A 25,695-nucleotide genomic window follows, 5' to 3' on the forward strand; every position below is an offset into this window, starting at 1 on the left:
CTGTTTATTGTGAAATCAGGTTAGTCAAAATCTGGAGGGAGGTCGGAGATTTCTTTGAGCTGGGTTGTGAGGCGGATCATTCTTGATCAACCTTCTTTCTTTTCTCGTTAGATGGCAGCTGGTCAGACGCTTTTCTTTTGGGTCTTTTGGATCTCTGGTTGGCAAGTAGGTGGATCCATTTATGCCGGTTCAGATTGCCTGCCAGGTCGGTACTGTAGTCGCAGCCCTCATGATCACAATGGTACACGTTAATTCTCTGGTCGATAGGCAGGTGGGTCTGCTTGTGCATTTTCAGATTGCTTGCCCGGTCGGTACTGTAGTCACAGCCCTCATGGTCACACTGATGCACCTTGAGTCTTTGGTCGTCAGGCAGGTGGGTCCATTTATGCCTTTTCAGATCGGTCGTGCGGCCAGTGATGTAGTTGCAGCCTTCATGGTTACACTGGTGCATCTTAATTCTCTGGTCGGCAGGCAGGTGGATCCGCTTGTGCATTTTCAGATTGCCCACCTGATCGGTGCTGTAGTTGCAGCCTTCATGATCACACTGGTGCGCCCTGGGTCTCTGGTCGGCAGGAAGGTGAGTCTTTTTGTGTATTTTCAGATTACACGCCCGGTCGGTGCCGTAGTTGCAGCCCTCATGCTCGCACTGATGCACCTTGAGTCTCTGGCCGTCAAGCAGGTGGGTTTTTTTATGCCTTTTCAGACTGCCCGCACGTTCAGTGCTGAAGTCGCAGCCCTCATGGTCACACTGGTGCACCTTGAGTCTCTGGTCGGCAGGCAGATGGGTCTGTTTGTGCATTTTCAGATTGCCCGCACGCTCAGTGCTGAAGTAGCAGCCCTCATAGCCACACTGGTGCACCTTGACTTTTTTAGGTCTCTGGTCGCCAAGCAGGTGGGTCTGTTTGTGTCTTTTCAGATTGCTCGCACGTTCAGTGCTGAAGTCGCAGCCCTCATGGTCACACTGGTGCACCTTGACTCTTTTAGGTCTCTGGTCGGCAGGCAGGTGGGTCTGTTTATGCGCATTCAGATTGCCCTTGTGGTCGGTGCTGTAATTGCAACCCTCATGGTCACACTGGTGCTTAGGAGCGTCCACTTTTGTCACGTTTACCTCTGACTCAGTGAGTATTTCACTGTCTGAAACAGGCTCCTGCTTAATCTTTTTCAGTTCCAGAGTCGCACCATACTGACTGATTTCATTTGATACTCGAAAGGGATTCAGTGTCGTGGTTTCATACCGAACATCAGATTCGTCTTCGTTTGAACGGTTGTCGATGCTTTCATCAGAGGTGCCGTTAGTAGCTATTTCACTGTCTGAAACAGACTCCTGCTTAATGTTTTTCAGTGCCGGAGCCGCACAATACTCACTGATTTCATTGGCTACCCGAAAAGGATTAAGTGTTGTGGTTTCATACTGAACATCAGATTCATCTTCGTTTGAACGGTTGTCGTTGCTTTCATCAGAGGTGCTGCTGTCTTCATTTTCAGAACCATTATCAGAGGCTGTCCGACTGTGGACCTTCAACTCCCACCATTCAACGGCCTCGCTCTCTTGTTCATCTGCTAGCCCATCCCGGACCGGGAAAAGAGGGAGAAGAATAGTTTCACTGGAGCAATGCATAGAAAAGGCAACGACCAAGGTCAAAATGAATGGATTTTTGGATAGCAAGGCCTGGCTTCCCAGTCATTGAAATGCTTATTGGTAAATCAGGTTAGTCAAAATCTGAAGAGAGGTTCGAGATTTCTTTGAGCTGGGTTGTGAAGCGGATCATTCTTGATCAACCTTCTTCCTTTTCTCGTCAGATGGCAGCTGGTCAGACGCTTTTCTTTTGGGTCTTTTGGATCTCTTGTCAGCAAGCAGGTGGATCCGTTTGTGCCGGTTCAGATTGCCCGCCCAGTCGGAGCTGTAGTAGCAGCCCTCATGATCACAATGGAACACGTTAATTCTCTGGTCGATAGGCAGGTGGGTCTGCTTGTGCTTTTTCAGATAGCTCTTGTGGTCGGTGCTGTAGTCGCAGCCCTCATGGTCACACTGGTGCACCTTGGGTTTCTTGGGTTTCTTGGGTCGCTGGTCGGCAGGCAGGTGGGTTTGTTTGTGCGTTTTCAGATTACACTTCTGGTCGCTTCTGTAGTGGCAGTCTTTATAGTCACACTGGTGCACCTTGGGTTTCTTGAGTCTCTGATCGGCAGGCAGGTGGATCTTTTTGTGCCTCTTGAAGTTAGACACCAGATCGGTGCTGTAGCTGCAGCCCTCATGGTCACACTGATGTGCCCTGGGTCCCTGGTTGGCAGGCAGGTGGGTTTGTTTGTGTGTTTTCAGATGGTCCGTGGGGTCTGAAATGGACTCCTGCTGAATCAGTTCCAGTCTCAGAGTATCGCAATACTGACTGATTATGTTTAATGCTCGATAAGGGTCAGTTGTCGTGTTTATACACTGAACATCCGTTTCGGTCTCAGTTTCGTCTTGGTCTGAAGGGTTGTCGCTGTTCTCATTAGAGTTGCCACTGTCTTCACTGTCAGAACCATTATCAGAGGCTGCACAACGGTAAGCCCTGGCTTTGACGTCAGGATCGGGAGAAAAGCAATAACGAGTGTCTGGTTTTAAAAGGACGTCATCACCGAAGCAAACTTGTGGCATGTCGCAGTGGTAACATTCAATGACTTCGTTTTCTTCTTCAACACTCTTTTCTTCTGGCTCCTCAGGCCTTTTGTCACCTCTAAAACAAGAGAGCATCAGACTTCCCCTTTGTTTCGCTGTTGCAATGATTTCACGTTGCTGATCGTTTTTTTGCTGTATCTCAGTGGTGATCGCTTTAGCCATAGAGTCAAGTTCTGGTAGCGCGTCCCGGACTGGGAAAAGAGGGAGAAGCATAGTTTCGACGCCTAAAACGAACAGCAAAGGCAACCTGTTTTCCTGAGCCTGGCCATTAGAGCAATGCACAGAAAAAGTAACGGCCAAGGTCAAAATCAACGTTTTTTTGGATAGCAAGGCCCGGCTTCCCAGTCATTGAAATGTCTATTTGAAAATCAGGTTAGTCAAAATCTGGAGCGAGGTCGGTGGTTTCTATTCTTTAATCACCCTTTTTTCTTTTCTCGTTAGATGGTGGCTGATCATGCGCTTTCCTTTTGGGTCTCTGGTTGGCAGGCAGGTGGGTCTGTTTGTGCCTTTTCAGAGTGGTCCTGTGGGCGGTTCTGTGGTTGCCCCCCTCATGGACACACTGGTGCTTAGCAGCGTCCACTGTTGTCACGTCTACCTCTGACTCAGTGAGCATATCACTGTCTGAAACGGGCTCCAGCTTAATCTTTTTCAGTGCCAGAGCCGCACAATACCCACTGATTTCATTGGATACCCGAAAAGGATTAAGTGTCGTGGTTTTATACTGAACATCAGATGCAGAAAAGTGGGTCTGTTTATGCCTTTTCAGATTACCCAAATGGTTGGTTTCGTAATCGCAACCCTCATAGTCACACTGGTGCACCTTGAATCTATTAGGTCTTTGGTCGGCAAGCAGGTGGGTCTGCCGGTGCCTTTTCAAATTAGGCGCCAGGTCGGTGCCGTAGTCGCAGCCCTCATGGTCACACTGGTGCACCTTGGGTCTCTTGGGTCTCTTGGGTCTCTGGCTGGCAAGCAGGTGGGTCTGCCGGTGCCTTTTCAGATTATGCGACAGATCGGTTCTGTAGTCACAGCCCTCATGGTCACAACGGTACGTCTTGGGTCTCTGGTCAGCAGGCAGGTGGGTCTGTTTGTGTTGTTTCAGATAGCGCGAATAGTCGGTGCTGTAGTTGCAGCCCTCATGGTCACACTGATGCGCCTTGGGCCTCTGGTTGGCGGGCAGGTGGATCTGTTTGTGCATTTTCAGATTGCATGGATGGCCCGTGCTGTAGTTACAGGCCTCATGCTCACAATGGTAGACCTTGGGTCTTTTGGGTCTTTTGGGTCTCTGATCGGCAGGCAGGTGGGTCTGTTTGTGCCTTATCAGATCACTCGACCGCTTAGTGCTGTAGTTGCAGCCCTCATGGTCACACTGGTGCTTAGCAGCATCCACTTTTATCACATTTACCTCTGAATCATTAAGTATTTCAGTGTCTGAAACAGGCTCCTCCTTAATCTTTTTCAGTTCCAGAGTCGCCCCATACTGACTGATTTCATTGGATACCCGAAAAGGATTAAGTGTTGTGGTTTTATACTGCACATCAGATTCATCTTCGTTTGAACGGTTGTCGATGCTTTCATCAGAGGTGCCGTTAATGGCTATTTCACTGTCTAAAACGGGCTCCTGCTTAATGTTTTTCAGTGCCAGAGTCGTACAATACTGAATGGTTTCATTGGATACCCGAAAAGAATTAAGTGTTGTGGTTTCATACTGAACATCAGATTCGGTATTAGCTTCATCTTCGTTTGAACGGTTGTCGATGCGTTCATCGGAAGTGCTGTTGTCTTCACTGTCAGAACCATTATCAGAGGCCGCCCGACTGTGAACCTTCAACTCCCACCATTCAATGGCCACGCTCTCTTGTTTATCTGGTAGCCCATCCCGGATCGGGAAAAGAGGGAGAAGAATAGTTTCAACGCCCGTAACGTAGGCTCCTTTTAAGGATAAGACCTCAATAAAGGGCTTCGGGGCGTTGATCAGCGTGCCGACAGCCAGAGCGAAGCGCAAAGGCAACCTGTTTTCCTGAGCGCGACCATTGGGGCAATGCATAGAAAGGGCAATGACCAAGGTCAAAATCAGTGTTTTTTTCGATAGCAAGGCCGAGCTTCCCAGTCATTGAACTGTTTATTGGAAATTCAGGTTAGTAAAAATCTGGAGGGAGGTCGGAGGTTTTTTTGAGATGGGTTGGGAGGCGGGTCATTCTTTATCACCTTTCTTTCTTTTCGCGTTAGATGGCGGCTGGTCACAGGCTTTTCTTTTGGGTCTCTGGTCGGCAGGCAGGTGGGTCTGTTTATGCCATTTCAGATTCTCCGCCCGGTCCGTGCTGTAGTCGCAGTCCTCATGCTCACACTGGTGGTTCCTGGGTTTCTTGAGTCTCTGGTCGGTAGGCAGGTGGGTTTGTTTGTGTGTTTTTAAATGGCCCTTATTGCCGGTGCTGTAGTTGCAGCCCTCATGGTCACACTGGTGCACCTTGGGTTTCTTGGGTCTCTGGTTGGCAGGAAGGTGGATCTGTTTGTGCCTTTTCAGATCACCCGACCGCTTGGTGCTGTAGTTGCAGCCCTCATGGTCACACTGGTGCACCTTGGGTCTCTGGTCAGCAGGCAGGTGGATCAATTTGTGCCTTTTCAGACTGTCCAGCAGGTTGCTACTGTAGTTGCAGCCCGCATCGTCACACTGGTGGATCTTGGGTCTCTTAGCTCTCTGGTCGGCAGACAGGTGGATCTGTTTGTGCCTTTTCAGATTGTGCGGATGTCGGGAACTGTAGCTGCAACCCTCATGGTCACACTGGTGCACCTTGAGTCTCTGGTCGGCAGGCAGGTGAGTCTGTTTGTGCCTTTTCAGACTGCGCTTGTTATCGGTGCTGTAGCCGCAGCCCTCATAGTCACACTGGTGCACCTTGGCTCTCTGGTCGGCAGGCAGGTGGGTCTGTTTGTGCTTTTTCAGATTGCCCATGTAATCGGTCCTGTAGTCGCAACCCTCATGGTTACACTGGTACACCTTGAGTCTCTGGTCGGCAGGCAGGTGGGTCTGTTTGTGCGCCTTCAGATTGCCCACCCAGTCGGTTCTGTAGTTGCAGCCCTCATGGTCACACTGGTGCCTGACAGCGTCCACTTTTGTCACGTCTACCTCTGAATCAGTAAGTATTTCACTGTCTGAAACAGGCTCCTCCTTAATCTTTTTTAGTTCCAGAGTCGCACCATGCTGACTGATTTCATTGGATACCCGAAAAGGATTAAGTGTTGTGGTTTCATACTGAACATCAAATTCGTCTTCATTTGAACGGTTGTCGATGCTTTTATCAGAGGCGCTGTTAGTGTGTATTTCACTGTCTGAAACGGGCTCCTGCTTAATCTTTTTCAGATCCAGAATCGTACAATACTCACTAATTTCATTGGCTACCCGAAAGGGATTAACTGTTGTGGTTTCATACCAAACATCAGATTCGGTATTAGCTTCGTCTTCATCTTCATTTGAACAATTGTCGCTGCTTCCATCAGAGGTGCAGCTGCCTTCACTGTCAGAACCATGATCAGAGGCTGCCCGACTGTGAACCTTCAACTCCCACCATTCAATGGCCACGCTCTCTTGTTCATCTGCTAGCCCATCCTGGATCGGGAAAAGAGGGAGAAGGATAGTTTCAGCGCCCGTAACGTAGACTCTTTTTATGGATAAAACCTCAATAAAGGGCTCCGGGGCGTTGATCAGCGCCTTGCCGACAGCCAGAGCGAAGCGCAAAGGCAACCTGTTTTCTTGCGCGCGACCATTGGAGCAATGAACAGAAAAGGCAATGACCAAGGTCAAAATCAATGGTTTTTTGGATAGCAAGGCCCGGCTTCCCAGTCATTGAACTGTTTATTTGAAATTCAGGTTAGTAAAAAATCTGGAGAGAGGTCGGAGGTTTCTTTGGGGTGGGTTGGGAGGCGGGTCATTCTTTATCACCCTTCTTTCTTTTCTGGTTAGATGGCGGCTGGTCAGACGCTTTTCTCTTGAGCCTCTGGTCGGCAGGCAGGTGGGTCTGTTTGTGTCTTTTCAGATTGCCCGCCTGATCGGTGCTGTAGTTGCAGCCCTCATGGTCGCACTGGTGCACCTTGGGTTTCTTGGGTCTCTGGTTGGCAGGCAGGTGGGTCTGTTTGTGCTTTTTCAGATCGCTCGCCCAGTCGGTGTTGTAGTCGCAGCCCTCATGATCACACCGGTACAGTTTGACTCTCTGGTCGGCAGGTAAGTGGGTCTTTTTGTGTTTTTTCAGATTGTCCAGATATGGGGAGCTGTGGTTGCAGCCCTCATGGTCGCATTGTTGCGCCTTGGGTCTCTGGTCGGCAGGCAGGTGGATCTGTTTGTGCACCTTCAGATTGCCCCTGTGATCGGTGCTGTAATTGCAGCCCTCATGATCACACTGGTGCGCCCTGAGTCTCTGGTCGGCAGGCAAGTGGGTCTTTTTGTGCCTTTTCAGACTGATCCTGTGGTCGGTTCTGTAGTTGCAGCCCTCATAGTCACACTGGTGCTTAGCAGCGTCCACTTTTGTCACGTCTACCCCTGAATCAGTAAGTATTTCACTATTTGAAACAGACTCCTCCTTAATCTTTTTCAGTGCCAGAGCCGCACAATACTCACTGATTTCATTGGTTACCCAAAAAGGATTAAGTGTTGTGGTTACATACCGAACATCAGATTCGTCTTCGTTTGAAGGGTTGTCGATGGATTCGGCATTAGCTTCGTCTTCATCTTCGTTTGAACGGTTGTCGCTGCTTTTATCAGAGGTGCTGCTGTCTTCATTGTCAGAACCACTATCAGAGGCTACCCGACTGTGAACCTGCAACTCCCACCATTCAATGGCCTCGCTCTCGTCTTCAATGCCCGTAACGTAGGCTCCTTTCATGAATAAGACCTCAATAAAGGACTTCGGGGTATTCATCAGCGCCTTGCCGACAGCCAGGGCAACCAGCAAAGGCAACTTATTTTCCTGAGCATGGCTATTAGAGGAATGCATAGAAAAGGCAACGACCAAGGTCAAAATCAATGGATTTTTGGATAGCAAGGTCTTTGTCCCCAGTCGTTGAACCGTTTATTTGGAAATCAGGTTAGTCAAAATCTGGAGAGAGGTCGGCGGATCATTCTTTATCAACCTTCTTTCTTTTCTGGTTAGATGGCGGCTGGTCACACGCTTTCCTTTTGGGTCTCTGGTCAGCAGGCAGGTGGATCTGTTTGTGCTTTTTCAGACTGCCTGACCGATCGGCTCTGTAGTTGCAGCCCTCATGGTCACACTGGTGCACCTTGGCTCTCTGGTCGGCAGGCAGGTGGGTCCGTTTGTGCTTTTTCAGATTGCTCGCCTGGTCGGTTTTGTAATTGCAGCCCTCATGATCGCAGTGGTGCACTTTGGGTTTCCTGAGTCTCTGGTCGGCAGGCAGGTGGATCTGCTTGTGCTTTTTCAGACCGCTCGCGTGGTTGGTGCTGAAGTTGCAGCCCGCATAGTCACACTGGTGCACCTTGAGTCTCTGGTTGGCAGGCAGGTGGGTCTGTTTGTGCTCGTTCAGATGACCCGTGTGGTAGGTGTTGTAGTTGCAGCCCTCATAGTCACACTGGTGTACCTTGGGTTTCCTGGGTCTCTGGTCGGCAGGCAGGTGGGTCTGTTTGTGCCTTTTCAAGCTATCCAGCCGCTTGGTTCTATAGTCGCAGCCCTCATAGTCACACTGGTGCTTAGAAGCGTCCACTTTTGTCACGTCTACCTCTGACTCAGTAAGTATTTCACTGTCTGAAACAGGCTCCTCCTTAATCTTTTTCAGTTCCAGAGTCGTACAATACTGACTGGTTTCATTGGCTACCCGAAAGGGATTAAGTGTTGTGGTTGCATACTGAACATCAGGTTCAGTATTGGCTTCGCCTTGATCTTCGTTTGAACCGTTGTCGCTGCTTTTATCGGAGGCACCGTTAGTGGCTATTTCACTGTCTGAAATGGACTCCTGCTTAATCTTTTTCAGTTCCAGAGTCGCACCATACTGACTGATTTCATTGGATACTCGAAAGGGATTAAGTGTCGTGGTTACATACCGAGGATCAGATTCGTCTTCATTTGAACAGTTGTCGATGCTTTCACCAGAGGTGCCATTAGTGGCTATTTCACTGTCTGAAACGGGCTCCTGCTTAATATTTTTCAGCTCCAGAGTCGTACAATACTGACTGGTTTCATTGGATACCCGAAAGGGATTAAGTGTTGTGGTTGCATACTGAACATCAGGTTCAGTATTGGCTTCGCCTTGATCTTCGTTTGAACCGTTGTCGTTGCTTTTGTCAGAGATGCTGCTGTCTTCACTGTCACTGTCTTTGCTGTAGGCACTATTATCAGAGGCCGCCCGACTGTGAACCTTCAACTCCCACCATTCAATGGCCTCGCTCTCGTCTTCAATGCCCGTAACGTAGGCTCCTTTCATGAATAAGACCTCAATAAAGGACTTCGGGGTATTCATCAGCGCCTTGCCGACAGCCAGAGCAACCAGCAAAGGCAACCTGTTTTCCTGAGCATGGCTATTAGATGAATGCACAAAAAAGGCAACGACCAAGGTCAAAATCAATGGATTTTTGGATAGCAAGGTCTTTGTCCCCAGTCGTTGAACCGTTTATTTGGAAATCAGGTTAGTCAAAAAAATGGACAGAGGTCGAAGGGTTGGAAAAGTTGCCATAACCCAACTACGCTTTCACGCTCTTTTGGATGTATTTATCCATTTTTAAATTCAAACAATCCCGTTACCCTCAGCAGCCCATAATTTATGAAAAATTGCGCATTATTGTTCTGTTTTTTTCTGCTGTTATCTTTGGCAAACTTCAGCCATTCAGATACGGATCATCAGGATTATGATAACAATGAAGCTCTGTTAAACAGACTTTCACTGGTTGACTTTGAGTTTCACAGCAGCTCCCCATTGGGCTTTTTTATTCGCCTTGGCGATGATTTTACTTTTCGCCGTTATGGGGATTATTTGTCACTGAACGGATTGCGCACCCTGCCCTCGATGGCCTTCAGTGCCATGATGTACTGGATGGTAAGCAAAACAACCGCCTCTGTGCTGAGTCGCTGGACAGTGAATCCGGTCACACTGCACACGGCCCAAGTCTTGTCCATGGCCATTTTGCCCGGTGTCAAAAGTGCCCTGTATAGCTGGTATACCGGCACTCGTCCAGGCTCAGAGCAAATTCAGGCAGACGCCCCCCACATTCGCAGGCGATTTTACCTGGAGCTGATTTACCAGCAGGAAAGTCATCAGCAGATTTTGCGAATCACGCCCTTTCCATTGAACCCATCCATCAACCCCCGGCTGGCTGAAACACCTTTTTCTGACGGCTACTCCCATTGGCTGCAACTGTACGAGGCCAGTTTGCAACACAGTGTCGTTTATATGGATCTCTCATGGGTTTCACCCGAAACGCCAGAAGCCATTCGCATCGACATTCATTATTCCGACAAAGCCACGGAATCAACGTTAGTGACACTGACCCGTAACGAAGGTTCAGAAAGTCTGCCAGTCAGTATTGAGTCGTTGTTGCACAATGAGGCGAAACATTTTGCCCAGGGTCACGCCATTGCCAGCCTGTTAAGTGATGCGGTTATTAAAAACACCGTGGCCCTGATCCAAAATCCGGATTCGTCTTTAACCAGTCTCCCTGTAACACAGGTTGCTGGCCAACTTGAATTTGATGACGCTGACGGACATAGCGGCCAGCTCTCTCTTTGTGGTAAGCAGCAAGGTGGTGAACAGCAAGCCGACTGCAACAGTCACCTGCAATTGACCTATAAACTGTTTCCATACCCGCATTTTGGCATGATACTGCAGGGACAATATGACATTAAAAACAGCGTTGACGCGACCGTTAAGCAACTGGCCAATGCCAACCGCGCCGAGCTGATGCTGCAACTTCTGGAAAAGGCTGTTTTGCACTTTTTTATAACCTCTGTGCAGCAAAACAATCAGGAGGCAAAAAAGACTGGCAACGATTATGTTCCGCCTTCCCTTCAGCAAACCCCCTCACACCCCAAGCTCGTTGCACCTTTACAGTTACTGGTTAAAACGTTGATGCCAGAAGGCAGTCTCTGGAAATCAGGAAAGCGCCACAAGGTTGCACCGATTCCATGGCGGCTGTACCCCGGCTCATTCAGGCATTTTATGGTAGAGCCCGAAGCCTCATCATCTAATCCTTTAAACAGCCTTACAGCCAGACCGGCTTTGAACACCGCTATCTTCACCGAAAAACAAGTCGAGCTGATTAAAAAGCTGGCTGATGGTGACCCCAGAAGTCTTCCGAAAGATGAATTTATAAATGCTATTGACTTCTTGGAACGAGACAGGCATGTGATAGGTAAGTCTTTTGCTCAATTTGAATCACCTACCCTTTGGAAAGAACTTGTAAAGAATCGTCTTTTGCACATTTACGAAGTACCAAAAGAAAAAATAACCAAAGACGTAATTCTTGCTAAACCCAACTTTGTTCATTCCAAACCTTCCTACGAAGGTATGCCCGACGAATTGAAAAAAGATGTTGACTTTCTTTTCGAATACTCAAAGATGGCGGGTATTCCTCGTGGTACACCACCGGAACTGGCCATTTTTATTTATGGTCATCTGGACACCACAGCGAAAATAAATTCCCTGAGATCCCTTCCAAACAGCTTTAAAAATGATGAACTTTATGATGAACTTATCCATTCTGGCATGATAGAGCTTGAAGACCTTCCTAAACATATTAAGATCAAAAATAAAGACTACTGTCTTTCTCAGCTATTAAACGGCTTTTGTAAACTATCAGAGGTTCCGGTTCATTTTCTAACAAAAGAAATCATCCTGAATTCGATCAGTGGAAAGCATTGGGATATTAATGCCTCGATTGCTTTTTTTTCTGAATACAATAGGTTCACCAAGGATCCTGATTTTTTGGAAGCAGTAATGGTCAAGGCTTTAACCGTCGAACAGGAAACAGAAAAGGGCTTTAAGTACACACCCGGCAACCTCTTTGATTGTATATATTTTGCTGCCATAAATAGATATAAGGCAGATAAAAAAACATTGAATTCACTGCTAATAAAACTGATAAAAACCAATCCTTTTATGTTGATACCTATTAAAAATTACAATAATGAGTTGCCTCAGGAATTCATCGATACTGCAAAGGATTCATTACGGAACTTATTAAAAACCAGACCTGAAGTCAGTCAGCATTTTTATATCAACTTCCTTTATGCATTTTTTAGCATAGTCAGTGCCGATGATGACTTTAAAACCGATGTCCTGAATATTGTTTATCCTTATTTACCTGAACAGAATTACGATGAGCTTCCGGAAGAAATACTGCTGGAGCAAGACAAAATAGTGCTCAAATCTGAAGTCCCCTTTGACAGGGGAAAAATGCACCTTCTAAGCAGAAAGCTAAAGCCCGACAACCCTCATATTGCAATAGACTATATGGAACGGCATATAGACTTTTTCCGCTTTTTTGACGACAAAGACTATCTGGAGAAGTGTTGCATTGATCCAATAATCCGACAAAGGCTCATACGCGTACTTGCAGAAAGGTTAATTGCTGACAAACAGTCTTTATTGGTGTACTGGAAAGATCTTCTTCCCCCGAAATTACTGGATGCTATTCTGGATTTTCTCAAAGATCCGGCACTTTTTTTCAAACTGGATTCTGCCAATCAGCTGTCAGAACCCGTTCACCCTCTTCAATTTCAAAGCCCTAATACTGAGGCATTCCCACTGGTGGTGGTTGTCCACGCAGTGGGTTTTCATGCTTCGGATGAGGACGCTGGTCATCAGCTAAAGTTAGCCTTTGCTCATGCAGGAAAAACACACTTTCAACGGGTTTATTCTGCTCAACATCCGTTATCACTCTTTACAAAAAAAGGTACCATCCTGGGTGGTCGGACACTGAAAATACCCAATGGTGAGTGGGTGGATTATTATAAGTTTCAACGCATCGGAGAGTCCGTAGACACTCTCGCGCAAGAAGGCATCATGCATCAACTTATTGCCAAAAACGACCGTTTTAAAAGTCAGAAACCCCTTTTTGGCCAATACCTCGTGGTACTTGAAAAGGATCTTCCCGAGATTACCCGGCACTTTACTGACCGTTTACAAGTAAACAGTGTTGAAAGTGAAAGAATCCTTCTGGTCTATTACTTTCAGGCGACAGACGACTATAGCCAGTACGCTTATACCCCTGATAAAACCAACACGCCTTACGCGTCTGCTGAGCGAGGTCTATTGAATGGCATTCATGATATTGGCGTACTGAATGGCCAGTACGGTGTTATGCCTACGTCAGCAATACCGGCATTTCACTTTACCGGGCGTCGTTGGGTTTTCCTTAGCCCGTTGTTAGGGAACTCGAAGTATTTTGCTTTCCCATTACCCGGAAAATTTGAAAACTGGATCGAAGCCATTGAACGCCCTGATTTTGGCTGGAGCGGTTTAAGGGACTGGGGTGATGTTGAGTTTTATGGCTCCATGAAAAGCGGCTTTGGTTCCGAAGATTCTAAAACCTGGGGTTATACTCCAGAGGTTTTTCAACGATTAAGCTTTGCCAATGCCCTGTGTGAAAATATGCTGGCAGCGGTGTTGTTAAGATCACGCCTGCGTCGGGACTCCCCGGATTATCATTATCAAAATCCACAGGCAGTGGAAGAGACGAAAACTTTTATTGAACAGCTACTGAACGAATACTTGTCGGGTCTGTTTGCAGAAGAAAAAGAACAACAGCCGACGTCAAGATTGCAATCATTTATGAAATTTGACGATACCCAATACCGCGCATGGTTGACTCGCTCAGCCCAGGAGATCCTGTATTGGACGGCCCTACAACCTTATGAGGCCACAGAGCACTGTACATTTACCCCCAACAGTGAGTGCTACTCAGAGCACTTAAAAGACACGGGACGTCTTGATAAAACACTGTACCCGAAACCTTTGCATTATTTGGAAGAGCAGAAAAAATTTCCCAGAGACTTCACCAGAAATGGTAACCATCTGCACCTCGGAGCCACTAATGCCATGTTTCCTCTAGTCACCCTGACCAAGTTAATTACGCGGTTTGTCAGCCATGTTTTTGTGCACAGAAATCTTGAGCGTGACCGTTGGAGCAACGCACAGAAAAGGCAATGACCAAGGTCAAAATCCGGAGAGAGGCCGGAGGTTTCATCCTTTATCACCCTTCTTTCTTTTCGCGTTAGATGGCGGCTGGTCATAGGCTTTTCTTTTGACTCTCTGTTCGGCAGGCAGGTGGGTCTGTTTGTGTATTTTCAGACGTTCCGTCCGGTCGCTGCAGTAGTTGCAGCCCTGATGGTCACACTGGTACTGCTTGAGTCTTTGGTCGGTAGGCAGGTGGGTCTGTTTGTGCTGTTTCAGATTGCCCTTATGGTCCGTTCTGTAGTTGCAGCCCTGATGGTCACACTGGTGTACCCTGAGTCTCTGGTCGGCAGGCAGGTGGTTTTTTTTGTGCGCTTTCAGATTGCTCACTCGGTTAGTGCTGTAGTCGCAACCCTTATGCTCACACTGGTGGATCTTGGGTTTCTTGGGTTTCTTGGGTTTCTTAGGTTTCTTGGGTTTCTTGGGTCTCTGGTCGGCAGGCAGGTGGGTTTTTTTGTGCGCTTTTAGATTGCTCACTCGGTTAGTGCTGTAGTTGCAGTCCTCATGTTCACACTGGTGTACTTTGGGTTTCTGGTCGGCAGGCAGGTGGGTATGTTTGTGTATATTCAGACTGCCCTTGTGGTCGGTTCTGTAGTTGCAGCCCTCATGGTCACACTGGTGCACCTTAAGTCTCTGGTCGTCAGGCAGATGGATCTGTTTGTGTTTGTTCAGGCTGCCCCTGTGGTCGGTTCTGTAGTTGCAGCCTTCATAGTCACACTGGTGCTTAGCAGCGTCCACTTTTGTCAAGTCTACCTCTGAATCAGTCAGTATTTCACTGTCTGAAACAGACTCCTCCTTAATTTTTTTCAGTTCCAGAGTCGCACCATACTGACTGATTTCATCAGATACCCGAAAAGGATTAAGTGTCGTGGTTTCATACTGAACATCAGATTCGTCTTCGTTTGAACGGTTGTCGATGCTTTTATCAGAGGTGCCGTTAGTGGCTATTTCACTGTTTGAAACGGGCTCCTGCTTAATCTTTTTCAGATCCAGAGTCGTACAATATTGACTGGTTTTATTGGCTACCCGAAAAGGATTAATTGTTGTGCTTTCATACCGAACATCAGATTCGTCTTCGTTTGAACGGTTGTCGATGCTTTTATCAGAGGTGCCGTTAGTGGCTATTTCACTGTTTGAAACGGGCTCCTGCTTAATCTTTTTCAGATCCAGAGTCGTACAATATTGACTGGTTTTATTGGCTACCCGAAAAGGATTAATTGTTGTGCTTTCATACCGAACATCTGATTCGGCATTAGCTTCGTCTTCATCTTCGTTTGAGCGGTTGTCGCTGCTTTTATCAGAGGTGCTGCTGTCTTCACTGTCAGAACTATTATCAGAGACTGCCCGACTGTGAACCTTCAACTCCCACCATTCAATGGCCTCGCTCTCTTCTTCAATATCCGTAACGTAGACTCTTTTTATGGATAAGACCTCAATAAAGGGCTTCGGGACGTTGATCAGCGCCTTGCCGACAGCCAGAGCGAAGCGCAAAGGCAACCTGTTTTCCTGAGCGTGACCATTGGAGCAATGCACAGAAAAGGCAATGACCAAGGTCAAAATGAATGGATTTTTGGATAGCAAGGCCCGGCTTCCCAGTCATTGAACTGTTTATTGAAAAGTCAAGTTAGTCAAAATCTGGAGGGAGGCCGGAGGTTTTTTTGAGGTGGGTTGGGAAGCGGGTCATTCTTTATCACCCTTCTTTCTTTTCTTGTTAGGTGGCAGCTGGTCATAGGCTTTCCTTTTGACTCTCTGGTCGGCAGGCAGGTGGGTCTGCTTGTGCTTTTTCAGATTGCCCGCATGGCCGGCGCTGTAGTTGCAGCCCGCATAGTCACACTGGTGCACCTTGGGTCTCTTAATTCTCTGGTCGTCGGTGCTGTAAGTGAGTATTTCACTGTCTGAAACCGGATCCTCCTTAATCTTTTTCAGTTCCAGAGTTGCACCATATTGACTGATTTCATTGGATAGTCGAAAGGGATTAAGTGTTGTGGTTTCATACTGAACTTCAGATTCGTCTTCGTTTGAACGGTTGTCGATGCTTTTATCAGAGGTGCTGGAAGTGCCGTTAGTGACTACTTCACTGTCTGAAACGGGCTCCTGCTTAATTTCTATCAGTGCCGGAGCCGCACAATACTCACTGACTTGATTGGATACCCGAAAAGGATTAATGGTTGTGGTTTCATACTGAACATCAGATTCGGCATTGGCTTCATCTTCGTTTGAACGGTTGTCGCTGCTTTCATCAGAGGTGCTGCTGTCTTCACTATCAGAACCATCATCAGAGGCTGCCCGACTGTGAACCTTCAACTCCCACCATTCAATGGCCTCGCTCTCTTGTTCATCTGGTAGCCCATCCCGGACCGGGAAAAGCACCTTGCCGACAGCCAGAGCGAAGTGCAAAGGCAACCTGTTTTCCTGAGCGCGACCATTGGAGCAATGCACAGAAAAGGCAATGACCAAGGTCAAAATCGGAAGACGGATCATTCTTTATCGCCTTTCTTTCTTTTCGCGTTAGATGGCGGCTGGTCACAGGCTTTTCTTTTGGGTCTCTGGTCGGCAGGCAGGTGGATTTTTTTGTGCCTTTTCAGATCGCTCGCCTTGTTGGTGCTGTAGTTGCAGCCCTGATGATCACACTGGTGCCGCTTGGGTCTCTGGTCGGCGGGTAAGTGGGTCTGTTTGTGCATATTCAGATTGCCCGTCCGGTCGGTGGAGTAGTTGCAACCCTCGTGGTCACACTGGTGCACCTTAAGTCTCTGGTCGGTAGGCAGGTGGGTCCGTTTGTGCATATTCAGATTGCCCGTACGGTCGGTGTTGTAGTTGCAGCCCTCATAGTCACACTGGTGCACCTTGGGTCTCTGGTCGGCAGGCTGGTGGATCTGTTTGTGCCTTTTCAGATCCTCTGGCCTATCGGTCCTGTAGTCGCAGCCTTCATGATCACACTGGTTTACCTTGGCTCTTTCAGGTCTCTGGTCGGCAGGCAGGTGGATCTGTTTGTGTCTGTTCAGATTACCCGCCTGGTTGGTGCTGTAGTTGCAGCCCTCATGGTCACACTGCTGGCTCTTGGGTCTCTTGGGTCTCTTGGGTCTGTGGCTCTTGAGCCTCTTGGGCCTCTGGTCGTCAGTGCTGTAAGTCAGTATTTCACTGTCTGAAACCGGATCCTCCTTAATCTTTTTCAGTTCCAGAGTTGCACCATATTGACTGATTTCATTGGATAGTCGAAAGGGATTAAGTGTTGTGGTTTCATAGTGAACTTCAGATTCGTCTTCGTTTGAACGGTTGTCGATGCTTTTATCAGAGGTGCTGGAAGTGCCGTTAGTGACTACTTCACTGTCTGAAACGGGCTCCTGCTTAATTTCTATCAGTGCCGGAGCCGCACAATACTCACTGACTTGATTGGATACCCGAAAAGGATTAATGGTTGTGGTTTCATACTGAACATCAGATTCGGCGTTGGCTTCATCTTCGTTTGAACGGTTGTCGCTGCTTTCATCAGAGGTGCTGCTGTCTTCACTATCAGAACCATCATCAGAGGCTGCCCGACTGTGAACCTTCAACTCCCACCATTCAATGGCCTCGCTCTCTTGTTCATCTGGTAGCCCATCCCGGACCGGGAAAAGCACCTTGCCGACAGCCAGAGCGAAGTGCAAAGGCAACCTGTTTTCCTGAGCGCGACCATTGGAGCAATGCACAGAAAAGGCAATGACCAAGGTCAAAATCGGAAGACGGATCATTCTTTATCACCCTTCTTTCTTTTCTTGTTAAATGACGGCTGGTCATCCGCTTTCCTTTTAGGTCTCTGGTCGGCAGGCAGGTGGGTCCGTTTGTGCGTTTTCAGATGGCTCGTTCGGTCGGATCTGTAGTTGCAGCCTTCATGGTCACACTGGTACACCTTGACTCTCTGGTCCATAGGCAAGTGGGACTGTTTGTGCCTTTTCAGATCGCCCGACTGGTCGGTGCTGTAGTTGCAGTCCTCATTGTCACATTGGTGGATCTTAGGTCTCTTGGGTCTCTGGTCGGCAGGCAGGTGGGTCTGTTTGTGTCTGTTCAGATTACTTGCCTGGTCGGTGCTGTAGTTGCAGCCCTCATGGTCACACTTGTGCACCCTGAGTCTCTGGTCGGCAGGCAGGTGGATCCGTTTATGCGCTTTCAGATTCTCCACCCGGTCCGTTCTGTAGTCGCAACCCTCATACTCACACTGGTGGATCTTGGATTCCCTGGATTTCTTGGGTCTCTGGTCGAAAGGCAGATGGATCTGTTTGTGCCTTTTCAGACTACCCGCCCGGTCGCTGCTGTAGTTGCAGCCCGCATAGCCACACTGGTGCACCTTGGGTCTCTTGATTCTCTGGTCGTTGGTGCTGTAAGTGAGTATTTCACTGTCTGAAATGGACTCCTCCTTAATCTTTTTCAGTGCCAGAGCCGCGCCATACTGACTGATTTCATTGGCTACCCGAAAGGGATTAAGTGTTGTGGTTGCATATTGAACATCAGGTTCAGCATTAGCTTCGTCTTCATCTTCGTTTGAATCGTTGTCGCCGCTTTCATCAGAGGTGCTGCTGCCTTCACTGTCAGAACCATGATCAGAGGCTGCCCGGCTGTGAACCTTCAACTCCCACCATTCAATGGCCTCGGTCTCTTGTTCGTCCAGTAGCCGATCCCAGACCGGGAAAAGCACCCTGCCGACAGCCAGAGCAACCAGCAAAGGCAACCTGTTTTCCTGAGCATGGCTATTATGGGAATGCATAGAAAAGGCAACGACCAAGGTCAAAATCAATGTTTTTTTGGATAGCAAGGCTCGGCTTCCCAGTCATTGAACTGTTTATTGGAAAGTCAGGTTAGTTAAAATCTGGAGAGAGATCGGAGATTTTTTTGAGGTGGGTTGGGAGGCAGGTCATTCTTTATCACCCTTCTTTCTTTTCCTGTTAGATGACGGCTGGTCACAGGCTTTCCTTTTTGGTCTCTGGTCGGCAGGCAGGTGCGTCTGTTTGTGCTTTTTCAGACTGCTCGCCCAGTCGGTGATGTAGTCGCAGCCTTCATGGTCACACCGGTGCACCTTGAGCCTCTGGTTGGCAGGCAGGTGGGTCTTTTTGTGCTTTTTCAGATTGCTCGTGTAGTCGGTCCTGTAGTCGCAGCCCTCATGATCACACTGGTACAACTTGACTCTCTGGTCGACAGGTAAGTGGGTCTGTTTGTGCTTTTTCAGATTACTTGTCCGGTCGGTGCTGAAGTTGCAGCCCGCATGGTCACAATGGTGCACCTTGAGTCTCTGGTTGGCAGGCAGGTGGGTCTTTTTATGCTTTTTCAGACTGCCCACCTGGTCGGCCCTGTAGTCGCAGCCCTCATGATCACACTGGTACAACTTGACTCTCTGGTCGGCAGGCAGGTGGGTCTGTTTGTGCTTTTTCAGGGATTCCATCCGGTCGCTCCTGTAGTTGCAGCCCTCATGGTCACACTGGTGCTTAGCAGCATCCACTTTTGTCACGTCTACCTCTGACTCAGTGAGTATTTCACTGTCTGAAACGGGCTCCTGCTTAATGTTTTTTAGCTCCAGAGTCGCACCATACTGACTGATTTCATTAGATGCTCGAAAGGGATTCAGTGTCGTGGTTACATACCGAGCATCAGATTCGTCTTCATTTGAACGGTTGTCGATGCTTTTATCAGAGGTGCCGTTAGTGGCTATTTCACTGTCTAAAACGGACTCCTGCTTAATGTTTTTCAGTGCCAGAGTCGTACAATACTGGATGGTTTCATTGGATACCCGAAAAGGATTAAGTGTTGTGGTTTCATACTGAACATCAGATTCGTCTTCGTTTGAACGGTTGTCGATGCTTTTATCAGAGGTGCCGTTAGTGGCTATTTCACTGTTTGAAACAGGCTCCTGCTTAATCTTTTTCAGCTCCAGAGTCGCACAATACTGACTGGTTTCATTGGCTACCCGAAAAGGATTCAGTGTTGTGGTTTCATACCGAACATCTGATTCGGTATTAGCTTCGTCTTCATCTTCGTTTGGACGGTTGTCGCTGCTTGTATCAGAGGTGCTGCTGCCTTCACTGTCAGAACCGTTGTCAGAACCGTTGTCAGAGGCATTGTCAGAGGCATTGTCAGAGGCTGCCCGACTGTGAACCTTCAACTCCCACCATTCAATGGCCTCGGTCTCTTGTTTATCTGGTAGCCCATCCCGGATCGGGAAAAGCGCCTTGCCGACAGCCAGAGCGACCAGCAAAGGCAACCTGTTTTCTTGAGCGTGGCCATTGGAACAGTGCCCAGAAAAGGCAATGACCAAGGTCAAAATCAATGGTTTTTTGGATATCAAGGCCCGGCTTCCCAGTCATTGAACTGTTTATTTGAAAATCAGGTTAGTCAAATCTGGAGAGAGGTCGGAGGTTTTTTTGAGGTGGGTTGGGAGGCAGGTCATTCTTTATCACCCTTCTTTCTTTTCGCGTTAGATGGCGGCTGTTCATAGCCTTTTCTTTTGGGTTTCCTGAATCTCTGGTCAGCGGGCAGGTGGGTCTGTTTGTGCCTTATCAGATGGCTCGCGCAGTCGGTGCTGTAGTTGCAGCCCGCATAGTCACACTGGTGCACCTTGGGTCTCTGGTCAGCGGGCAGGTGGGTCTGTTTGTGTATTTTTAAATGGCCCTTATGGCCGGTGCTGTAGTTGCAGCCCTCGTGGTCACACTGGTGCTTCTTGAGTCTCTGGTCGGCAGGCAGGTGGGTCTGTTCGTGCTTTTTCAGATTGCCTGAATGGCTCGTGCTAAAGTTGCAGCCCTCATAGTCACACTGGTGTACCTTGGGTCTCTGGTCGGCAGGCAGGTGGGTCCGTTTGTGTTTTTTCAGATTGCCCATACGATTGGTGCTGTAGTTGCAGCCCTCATGGTCACACTGGTGCACCCTGAGCCTCTGGTCGGTAGGCAGGTGGATCTGTTTATGCTCTTTCAGATTCTCCGCCCGGTCCGTGCTGTAGTCACAGCCCTCATGCTCACACTGGTGGATCTTGGATCTCTTGAGCCTCTGGTCGACAGGCAGATGGATCTGTTTGTGCCTTTTCAGATCACTCGACCGCTTGGTCTTGTAGTCGCAGCCCTCATGGTCACACTGGTGCTTAGCAGCGTCCACTTTTGTCACGTCTACCTCTGACTCAGTGAGTATTTCACTGTCTGAAACAGGCTCCTCCTTAATCTTTTTCAGCTTCAGAGTCGCACCATACGGACTGATTTCATTGGCTACTCGAAAGGGATTAAGTGTCGTGGTTACATACCGAGCATCAGATTCGTCTTCGTTTGAACGGTTGTCGCTGCTTTCATCAGAGGTGCTGCTGTCTTCACTGTCAGAACCATGATCAGAGGCCGCCCGACTATGAACCTTCAACTCCCACCATTCAATGGCCTTGCTCTCTTGTTCATCTGGTAGCCTATCCCGGAGCGGGAAAAGAGGGAGAAGAACAGTTTCAACGCCCGTAACGTAGACTCCTTTTATGGATAAGACCTCAATAAAGGACTTCGGGGCGTTAATCAGCGCCTTGCCGACAGCCTGAGCGAAGCGCAGCAAAGGCAACCTGTTTTCTTGAGCGTGGCCATTGGAACAGTGCCCAGAAAAGGCAATGACCAAGGTCAAAATCAATGGTTTTTTGGATATCAAGGCCCGGCTTCCCAGTCATTGAACTGTTTATTGGGAGGTCAGGTTAGTCAAAATCCGGAGAGAGGTTGGGGGTTTCTTGGAGGTGGGTTGGGAGACGGATCATTCTTTATCGCCTTTCTTTCTTTTCGCGTTAGATGGCGGCTGGTCATAGGCTTTTCTTTTAAGTCTCTGGTCAGCAGGCAGGTGGGTCCGCTTGTGAGTATTTAGATTGCTCACTCGGTTGGAACTGTAGTTGCAGCCTTCATGGTCACACTGGTGCAGTTTGGGTCTTTTGAGTCTCTGGTCGGCAGACAAGTGCTTCTGTTTGTGCCTTTTCAGATCGCTCGCATAGTCGGTGCTGTAGTTGCAGCCCTGACGGTCACACTGGTGCCGCTTGGGTCTCTGGTCGGCAGGCAGGTGGATCTGTTTGTGTCTGTTCAGATTACCGGCCTGGTCGGTGCTGTAGTTGCAGTCCTCATGGTCACACTGGTGCAGTTTGGGTCTTTTGGGTCTCTGGTCGGCAGACAAGTGCTTCTGTTTGTGCCTTTTCAGATCGCTCGAATAGTCGGTGCTGTAGTTGCAGCCCTGACGGTCACACTGGTGCCGCTTGGGTCTCTGGTCGGCAGGCAGGTGGGTCTGTTTGTGTCTGTTCAGATTACCGGCCTGGTCGGTGCTGTAGTTGCAGTCCTCATGGTCACACTGGTGGATCTTGAGTCTCTTAAGTCTCTGGTCGGCAGGCAGGTGTGTCTGTTTGTGCCTTTTCAGACACTCCGGCCACTCGGCCCTGTAGTCGCAGCCCTCATGGTCACACTGGTGCTTAGCAGTGTCCACTTTTGTCACGTCTACCTCTGAATCAGCGAGTATTTCACTGTCTGAAACAGGCTCCTCCTTAATTTTTTTCAGCTCCAGAGTCGCACCATACTGACTGATTTCATTGGATACTCGAAAGGGATTAAGTGTCGTGGTTACATACCGAGGATCAGATTCGTCTTCATTTGAACGGTTGTCGATGCTTTTATCAGAGGTGCCGTTAGTGGCTATTTCACTGTCTGAATCAGGCTCCTGCTTAATGTTTTTCAGCTCCAGAGCCGTACAATACTGACTGGTTTCATTGGATATCCGAAAGAGATTAACTGTTGTGGTTTCATACTGAACATCAGATTCGGTATTAGCTTCATCTTCATTTGAACGATTGTCGCTGCTTCCATCGGAGGTGTTGCTGCCTTCACTGTCAGAACCATGATCAGAGGCTGCCCGGCTGTGAACCTTCAACTCCCACCATTCAATGGCCTCGCTCTCTTGTTCATTTAGTAGCCCATCCCAGACCGGAAAAGGAGGGAGAAGAACAGTTTCAACGCCCGTAACGTAGACTCTTTTTATGGATAAGACCTCAGTAAAGGACTTCGGGGCGTCGATCAGCACCCTGCCGACAGCCAGAGCGAAGCGCAAAGGCAACCTGTTTTCCTGAGCGTAGCCATTGGAGCAATGCACAGAAAAGGCAATGACCAAGGTCAAAATCGGAAGACGGATCATTCTTTATCGCCTTTCTTTCTTTTCGCGTTAGATGGCGGCTGGTCACGGGCTTTTCTTTTGGGTCTCTGGTCGGCAGGCAGGTGGGTCTGTTTGTGCTTTTTCAGATTGCCCGCTCGGTCCGAGCTGTAGTTGCAGCCTTCATGGTCACACTGGTGCTCCCTGGGTCTCTGGTCGGCAGGCAGGTGAGTCTTTTTGTGTAATTTCAGATTACTCGCCCGGTCGGTGCTGTAGTTGCAGCCCTCATGGTCGCACTGATGCACCTTGAATCTGTGGTCAGCAGGCAAGTGAATCTGTTTGTGCCTTCTCAGACTGGCCCTGTCGCCGGTTCTGTAGTTGCAGCCCTCATGGTCACACTGGTGTACCTTGGCACTTTGAGGTCTCTGGTGGGCAGGAAGGTGGCTCTTTTTGTGCGTTTTCAGGTTGCCCAGATGGTCGGTGCTGTAGTTGCAGCCCTCACGGTCACACTGGTGCTTAACAGCGTCCACTTTTGTCACGTCTACCTCTGACTCAGTGAGTATTTCACTGTCTGAAACGGGCTCCTGCTCCTCCTTAATCTTTTTCAGCTCCAGAGTCGCACCATACTGACTGATTTCATTGGATACCCGAAAAGGATTAAGTGTTGTGGTTTTATACTGCACATCAGATTCATCTTCGTTTGAACGGTTATCGATGCTTTCATCAGAGGTGCCGTTAATGGCTATTTCACTGTCTAAAACGGGCTCCTGCTTAATGTTTTTCAGTACCAGAGTCGTGCAATACTGACTGGTTTCATTGGCTACCCGAAAGGGATTAACTGTTGTGGTTTCATACCGAACATCAGATTCGGTATTAACTTCACCTTCATCTTCGTTTGAACGATTGTCGCTGCTTCCATCGGAGGTGCTGCTGCCTTCACTGTAAGAACCATTATCAGAGGCTGCCCGGCTGTGAACCTTCAACTCCCACCATTCAATGGCCTCGGTCTCTTGTTCATCTGGTAGCCCATCCCGGACCGGGAAAAGAGGGAGAAGAATGGTTTCAACGCCCGCAACGTAGACTCCTTTTATGGATAAGACCTCAATAAAGAGCTTCGGGGCGTTGATCAGCACCCTGCCGACAGCCAGAGCGAAGCGCAAAGGCAACCTGTTTTCCTGAGCGTAGCCATTGGAGCAATGCACAGAAAAGGCAATGACCAAGGTCAAAATCGGAAGACGGATCATTCTTTATCGCCTTTCTTTCTTTTCGCGTTAGATGGCGGCTGGTCACAGGCTTTTCTTTTGGGTCTCTGGTCGGCAGGCAGGTGGGTTTGTTTGTGCTTTTTCAGACTGCCCACATGGTTGGTTCTGTAGTTGCAGCCCTCATGGTCACACTGGTGCACCTTGGGTTTCCTGAGTCTCTGGTCAGCAGGCAGATGGGTCTGTTTGTGCTTTTTCAGATTGTACCTCTGATCGGTGCTGTAATTGCAGCCCTCATGATCACACTGCACCCTGGCTCTCTGGTCGGCAGGCAGGTGGATCCGTTTGTGCCTTTTCAGATCGCTCGCCTTGTTGGTGCTGTAGTTGCAGCCCTCATGGTCACACTTGTGCACCTTGGGTCTCTGGTCGGCAGGCAGGTGGGTCTGTTTGTGCCTTATCAGATCGCTCGCCCAGTTGGTTTTGTGGTCGCAGCCCTCATAATCACACTGGTACACCTTGACTCTCTGGTCGGCAGGCAGGTGGGTCTGTTTGTGTCTTTTCAGATCGCTTGCCTTGTTGGTGCTGTAGTTGCAGCCCTCATGCTCACACTTGTGCACCTTGGGTCTCTGGTCGGCAGGCAGGTGGATCCGTTTGTGCCTTATCAGATCACCCGACCGCTTGGCCCTGTAGTCGCAGCCCTCATGCTCACACTGGTGTTTAGCAGCGTCCACTTTTGTCACGTCTACCTCTGACTCAGTGAGTATTTCACTGTCTGAAACGGGCTCCTCCTTAATCTTTTTCAGCTCCAGAGTCGCACCGTACTGACTGATTTCATTGGATACCCGAAAAGGATTAAGTGTTGTGGCTTCATACCGAACATCAGATTCGTCTTCATTTGAACGGTTGTCGATGCTTTCATCAGAGGTGCCGTTAGTGGCTATTTCACTGTCTGAATCGGGCTCCTGCTTAATGTTTTTCAGCCCCAGAGTCGTACAATACTGACTGGTTTCATTGGCTACCCGAAAGGGGTTAAGTGTTGTGGTTTCATACCGAACATCAGATTCGGCATTAGCTTCGTCTTCATCTTCGTTTGAACGGTTTTCAATGCTTTCATCAGAGGTGCTGTTGTCTTCACTGTCAGAACCACTATCAGAGGCTACCTGACTGTGAACCTTAGCTTCGACGCCAGAGTCAGGAAAAACGCCAGAGTCAGGAAAAACGCCGGTGGCAGGAAAAACGCCGGTGGCAGGAAAAAAGCAATAGCGAGTATCTGGCTTTAGGAGGATGTCATCACCGAAACAAATTCGTGGCATATCGAAGTGGTACCATTCAATGACCTCGCTCTCTTCTTCAATGCCCGTAACGTAGACTCCTTTCATGGATAAGACCTCAATAAAGGGCTTCGGGGCGTTGAACGGCACCTTGCCGACAGCCAGAGCGAAGCGCAAAGGCAGCTTGTTTTCCTGAGCGCGACCATTGGAGCAATGCACAGAAAAGGCAATGACCAAGGTTAAAATCAATGGTTTTTTGGATGGCAAAGCCCAGGTTCCCAGTCCTTTAACTGTTTTACTGGAAAGT

At 48.6% G+C, this 25,695-nt stretch carries 16 protein-coding genes; 1 reads left to right on the plus strand and 15 read right to left on the minus strand.

Annotated features, from left to right (window positions below):
• Positions 1–76: 76 nt before the first annotated feature.
• The 6 genes from K7B67_RS14945 to K7B67_RS14970 form a co-directional block, all read right to left on the minus strand.
• The gene (locus K7B67_RS14945; RefSeq protein ID WP_252176694.1) at positions 77–1,666 is read right to left on the minus strand and encodes a hypothetical protein; all 1,590 of its coding nucleotides are present in this window, start codon (positions 1,664–1,666) and stop codon (positions 77–79) included.
• Positions 1,667–1,765: 99 nt separating this feature from the next.
• On the minus strand, positions 1,766–2,986 hold the full coding sequence (locus tag K7B67_RS14950; protein ID WP_252176695.1) for a hypothetical protein: 1,221 nt from the start codon (positions 2,984–2,986) through the stop codon (positions 1,766–1,768).
• An 82-nt stretch (positions 2,987–3,068) separates the two neighbouring features.
• Positions 3,069–4,748: a hypothetical protein gene (locus tag K7B67_RS14955; protein WP_252176696.1), complete on the minus strand. Its 1,680-nt coding sequence runs from the start codon at positions 4,746–4,748 to the stop codon at positions 3,069–3,071.
• 99 nt (positions 4,749–4,847) lie between these two features.
• Positions 4,848–6,476 carry a C2H2-type zinc finger protein gene (locus K7B67_RS14960; protein ID WP_252176697.1) on the minus strand — a complete coding sequence of 543 codons (1,629 nt, stop codon included), beginning with the start codon at positions 6,474–6,476 and terminating at the stop codon, positions 4,848–4,850.
• A 100-nt stretch (positions 6,477–6,576) separates the two neighbouring features.
• Positions 6,577–7,686: a hypothetical protein gene (locus K7B67_RS14965; RefSeq protein ID WP_252176698.1), complete on the minus strand. Its 1,110-nt coding sequence runs from the start codon at positions 7,684–7,686 to the stop codon at positions 6,577–6,579.
• Between the two features lie 73 nt (positions 7,687–7,759).
• Positions 7,760–9,235: a hypothetical protein gene (locus K7B67_RS14970; RefSeq protein ID WP_252176699.1), complete on the minus strand. Its 1,476-nt coding sequence runs from the start codon at positions 9,233–9,235 to the stop codon at positions 7,760–7,762.
• A 177-nt stretch (positions 9,236–9,412) separates the two neighbouring features.
• Between K7B67_RS14970 and K7B67_RS14975 the strand changes: the two genes are divergently transcribed.
• Positions 9,413–13,795, plus strand: a complete 4,383-nt coding sequence (locus tag K7B67_RS14975; protein WP_252176700.1) for a hypothetical protein — start codon at positions 9,413–9,415, stop codon at positions 13,793–13,795.
• Positions 13,796–13,828: 33 nt separating this feature from the next.
• Here K7B67_RS14975 and K7B67_RS14980 read toward each other — a convergent pair whose 3' ends face one another.
• The 9 genes from K7B67_RS14980 to K7B67_RS15020 all read right to left on the minus strand — a co-directional run bounded on the left by K7B67_RS14980 (position 13,829) and on the right by K7B67_RS15020 (position 25,655).
• Entirely contained in the window at positions 13,829–15,400 is a 1,572-nt protein-coding gene (locus K7B67_RS14980) for a hypothetical protein (protein WP_252176701.1), read from the minus strand.
• A gap of 99 nt (positions 15,401–15,499) precedes the next feature.
• Positions 15,500–16,300 carry a hypothetical protein gene (locus K7B67_RS14985; protein WP_252176702.1) on the minus strand — a complete coding sequence of 267 codons (801 nt, stop codon included), beginning with the start codon at positions 16,298–16,300 and terminating at the stop codon, positions 15,500–15,502.
• The gene (locus tag K7B67_RS14990; RefSeq protein WP_252176703.1) at positions 16,297–17,547 is read right to left on the minus strand and encodes a C2H2-type zinc finger protein; all 1,251 of its coding nucleotides are present in this window, start codon (positions 17,545–17,547) and stop codon (positions 16,297–16,299) included. Before K7B67_RS14990 ends, K7B67_RS14985 begins: the two co-directional genes overlap by 4 nt.
• Positions 17,544–18,605, minus strand: coding sequence for a hypothetical protein (locus K7B67_RS14995; RefSeq protein ID WP_252176704.1), 1,062 nt, complete (start codon positions 18,603–18,605; stop codon positions 17,544–17,546). The genes K7B67_RS14990 and K7B67_RS14995 overlap by 4 nt, the downstream gene beginning before the upstream one ends.
• A 99-nt stretch (positions 18,606–18,704) precedes the next feature.
• A complete protein-coding gene (locus tag K7B67_RS15000; RefSeq protein WP_252176705.1) occupies positions 18,705–20,129 on the minus strand; it encodes a hypothetical protein in 1,425 nt (474 codons plus the stop codon).
• Positions 20,130–20,227: 98 nt separating this feature from the next.
• Positions 20,228–21,451, minus strand: coding sequence for a hypothetical protein (locus K7B67_RS15005; RefSeq protein WP_252176706.1), 1,224 nt, complete (start codon positions 21,449–21,451; stop codon positions 20,228–20,230).
• A 99-nt stretch (positions 21,452–21,550) separates the two neighbouring features.
• Complete coding sequence (locus K7B67_RS15010) at positions 21,551–22,963, minus strand: hypothetical protein (protein WP_252176707.1); 1,413 nt, start codon at positions 22,961–22,963, stop codon at positions 21,551–21,553.
• Entirely contained in the window at positions 22,960–24,162 is a 1,203-nt protein-coding gene (locus K7B67_RS15015) for a hypothetical protein (protein ID WP_252176708.1), read from the minus strand. Before K7B67_RS15015 ends, K7B67_RS15010 begins: the two co-directional genes overlap by 4 nt.
• Positions 24,159–25,655 (minus strand): hypothetical protein, encoded by a 1,497-nt coding sequence (locus K7B67_RS15020; RefSeq protein WP_252176709.1) that lies wholly within the window; start codon positions 25,653–25,655, stop codon positions 24,159–24,161. Before K7B67_RS15020 ends, K7B67_RS15015 begins: the two co-directional genes overlap by 4 nt.
• Positions 25,656–25,695 lie beyond the last annotated feature (40 nt).

It is taken from the genome of Endozoicomonas sp. 4G, from assembly GCF_023822025.1.
Lineage (GTDB): Bacteria > Pseudomonadota > Gammaproteobacteria > Pseudomonadales > Endozoicomonadaceae > Endozoicomonas_A.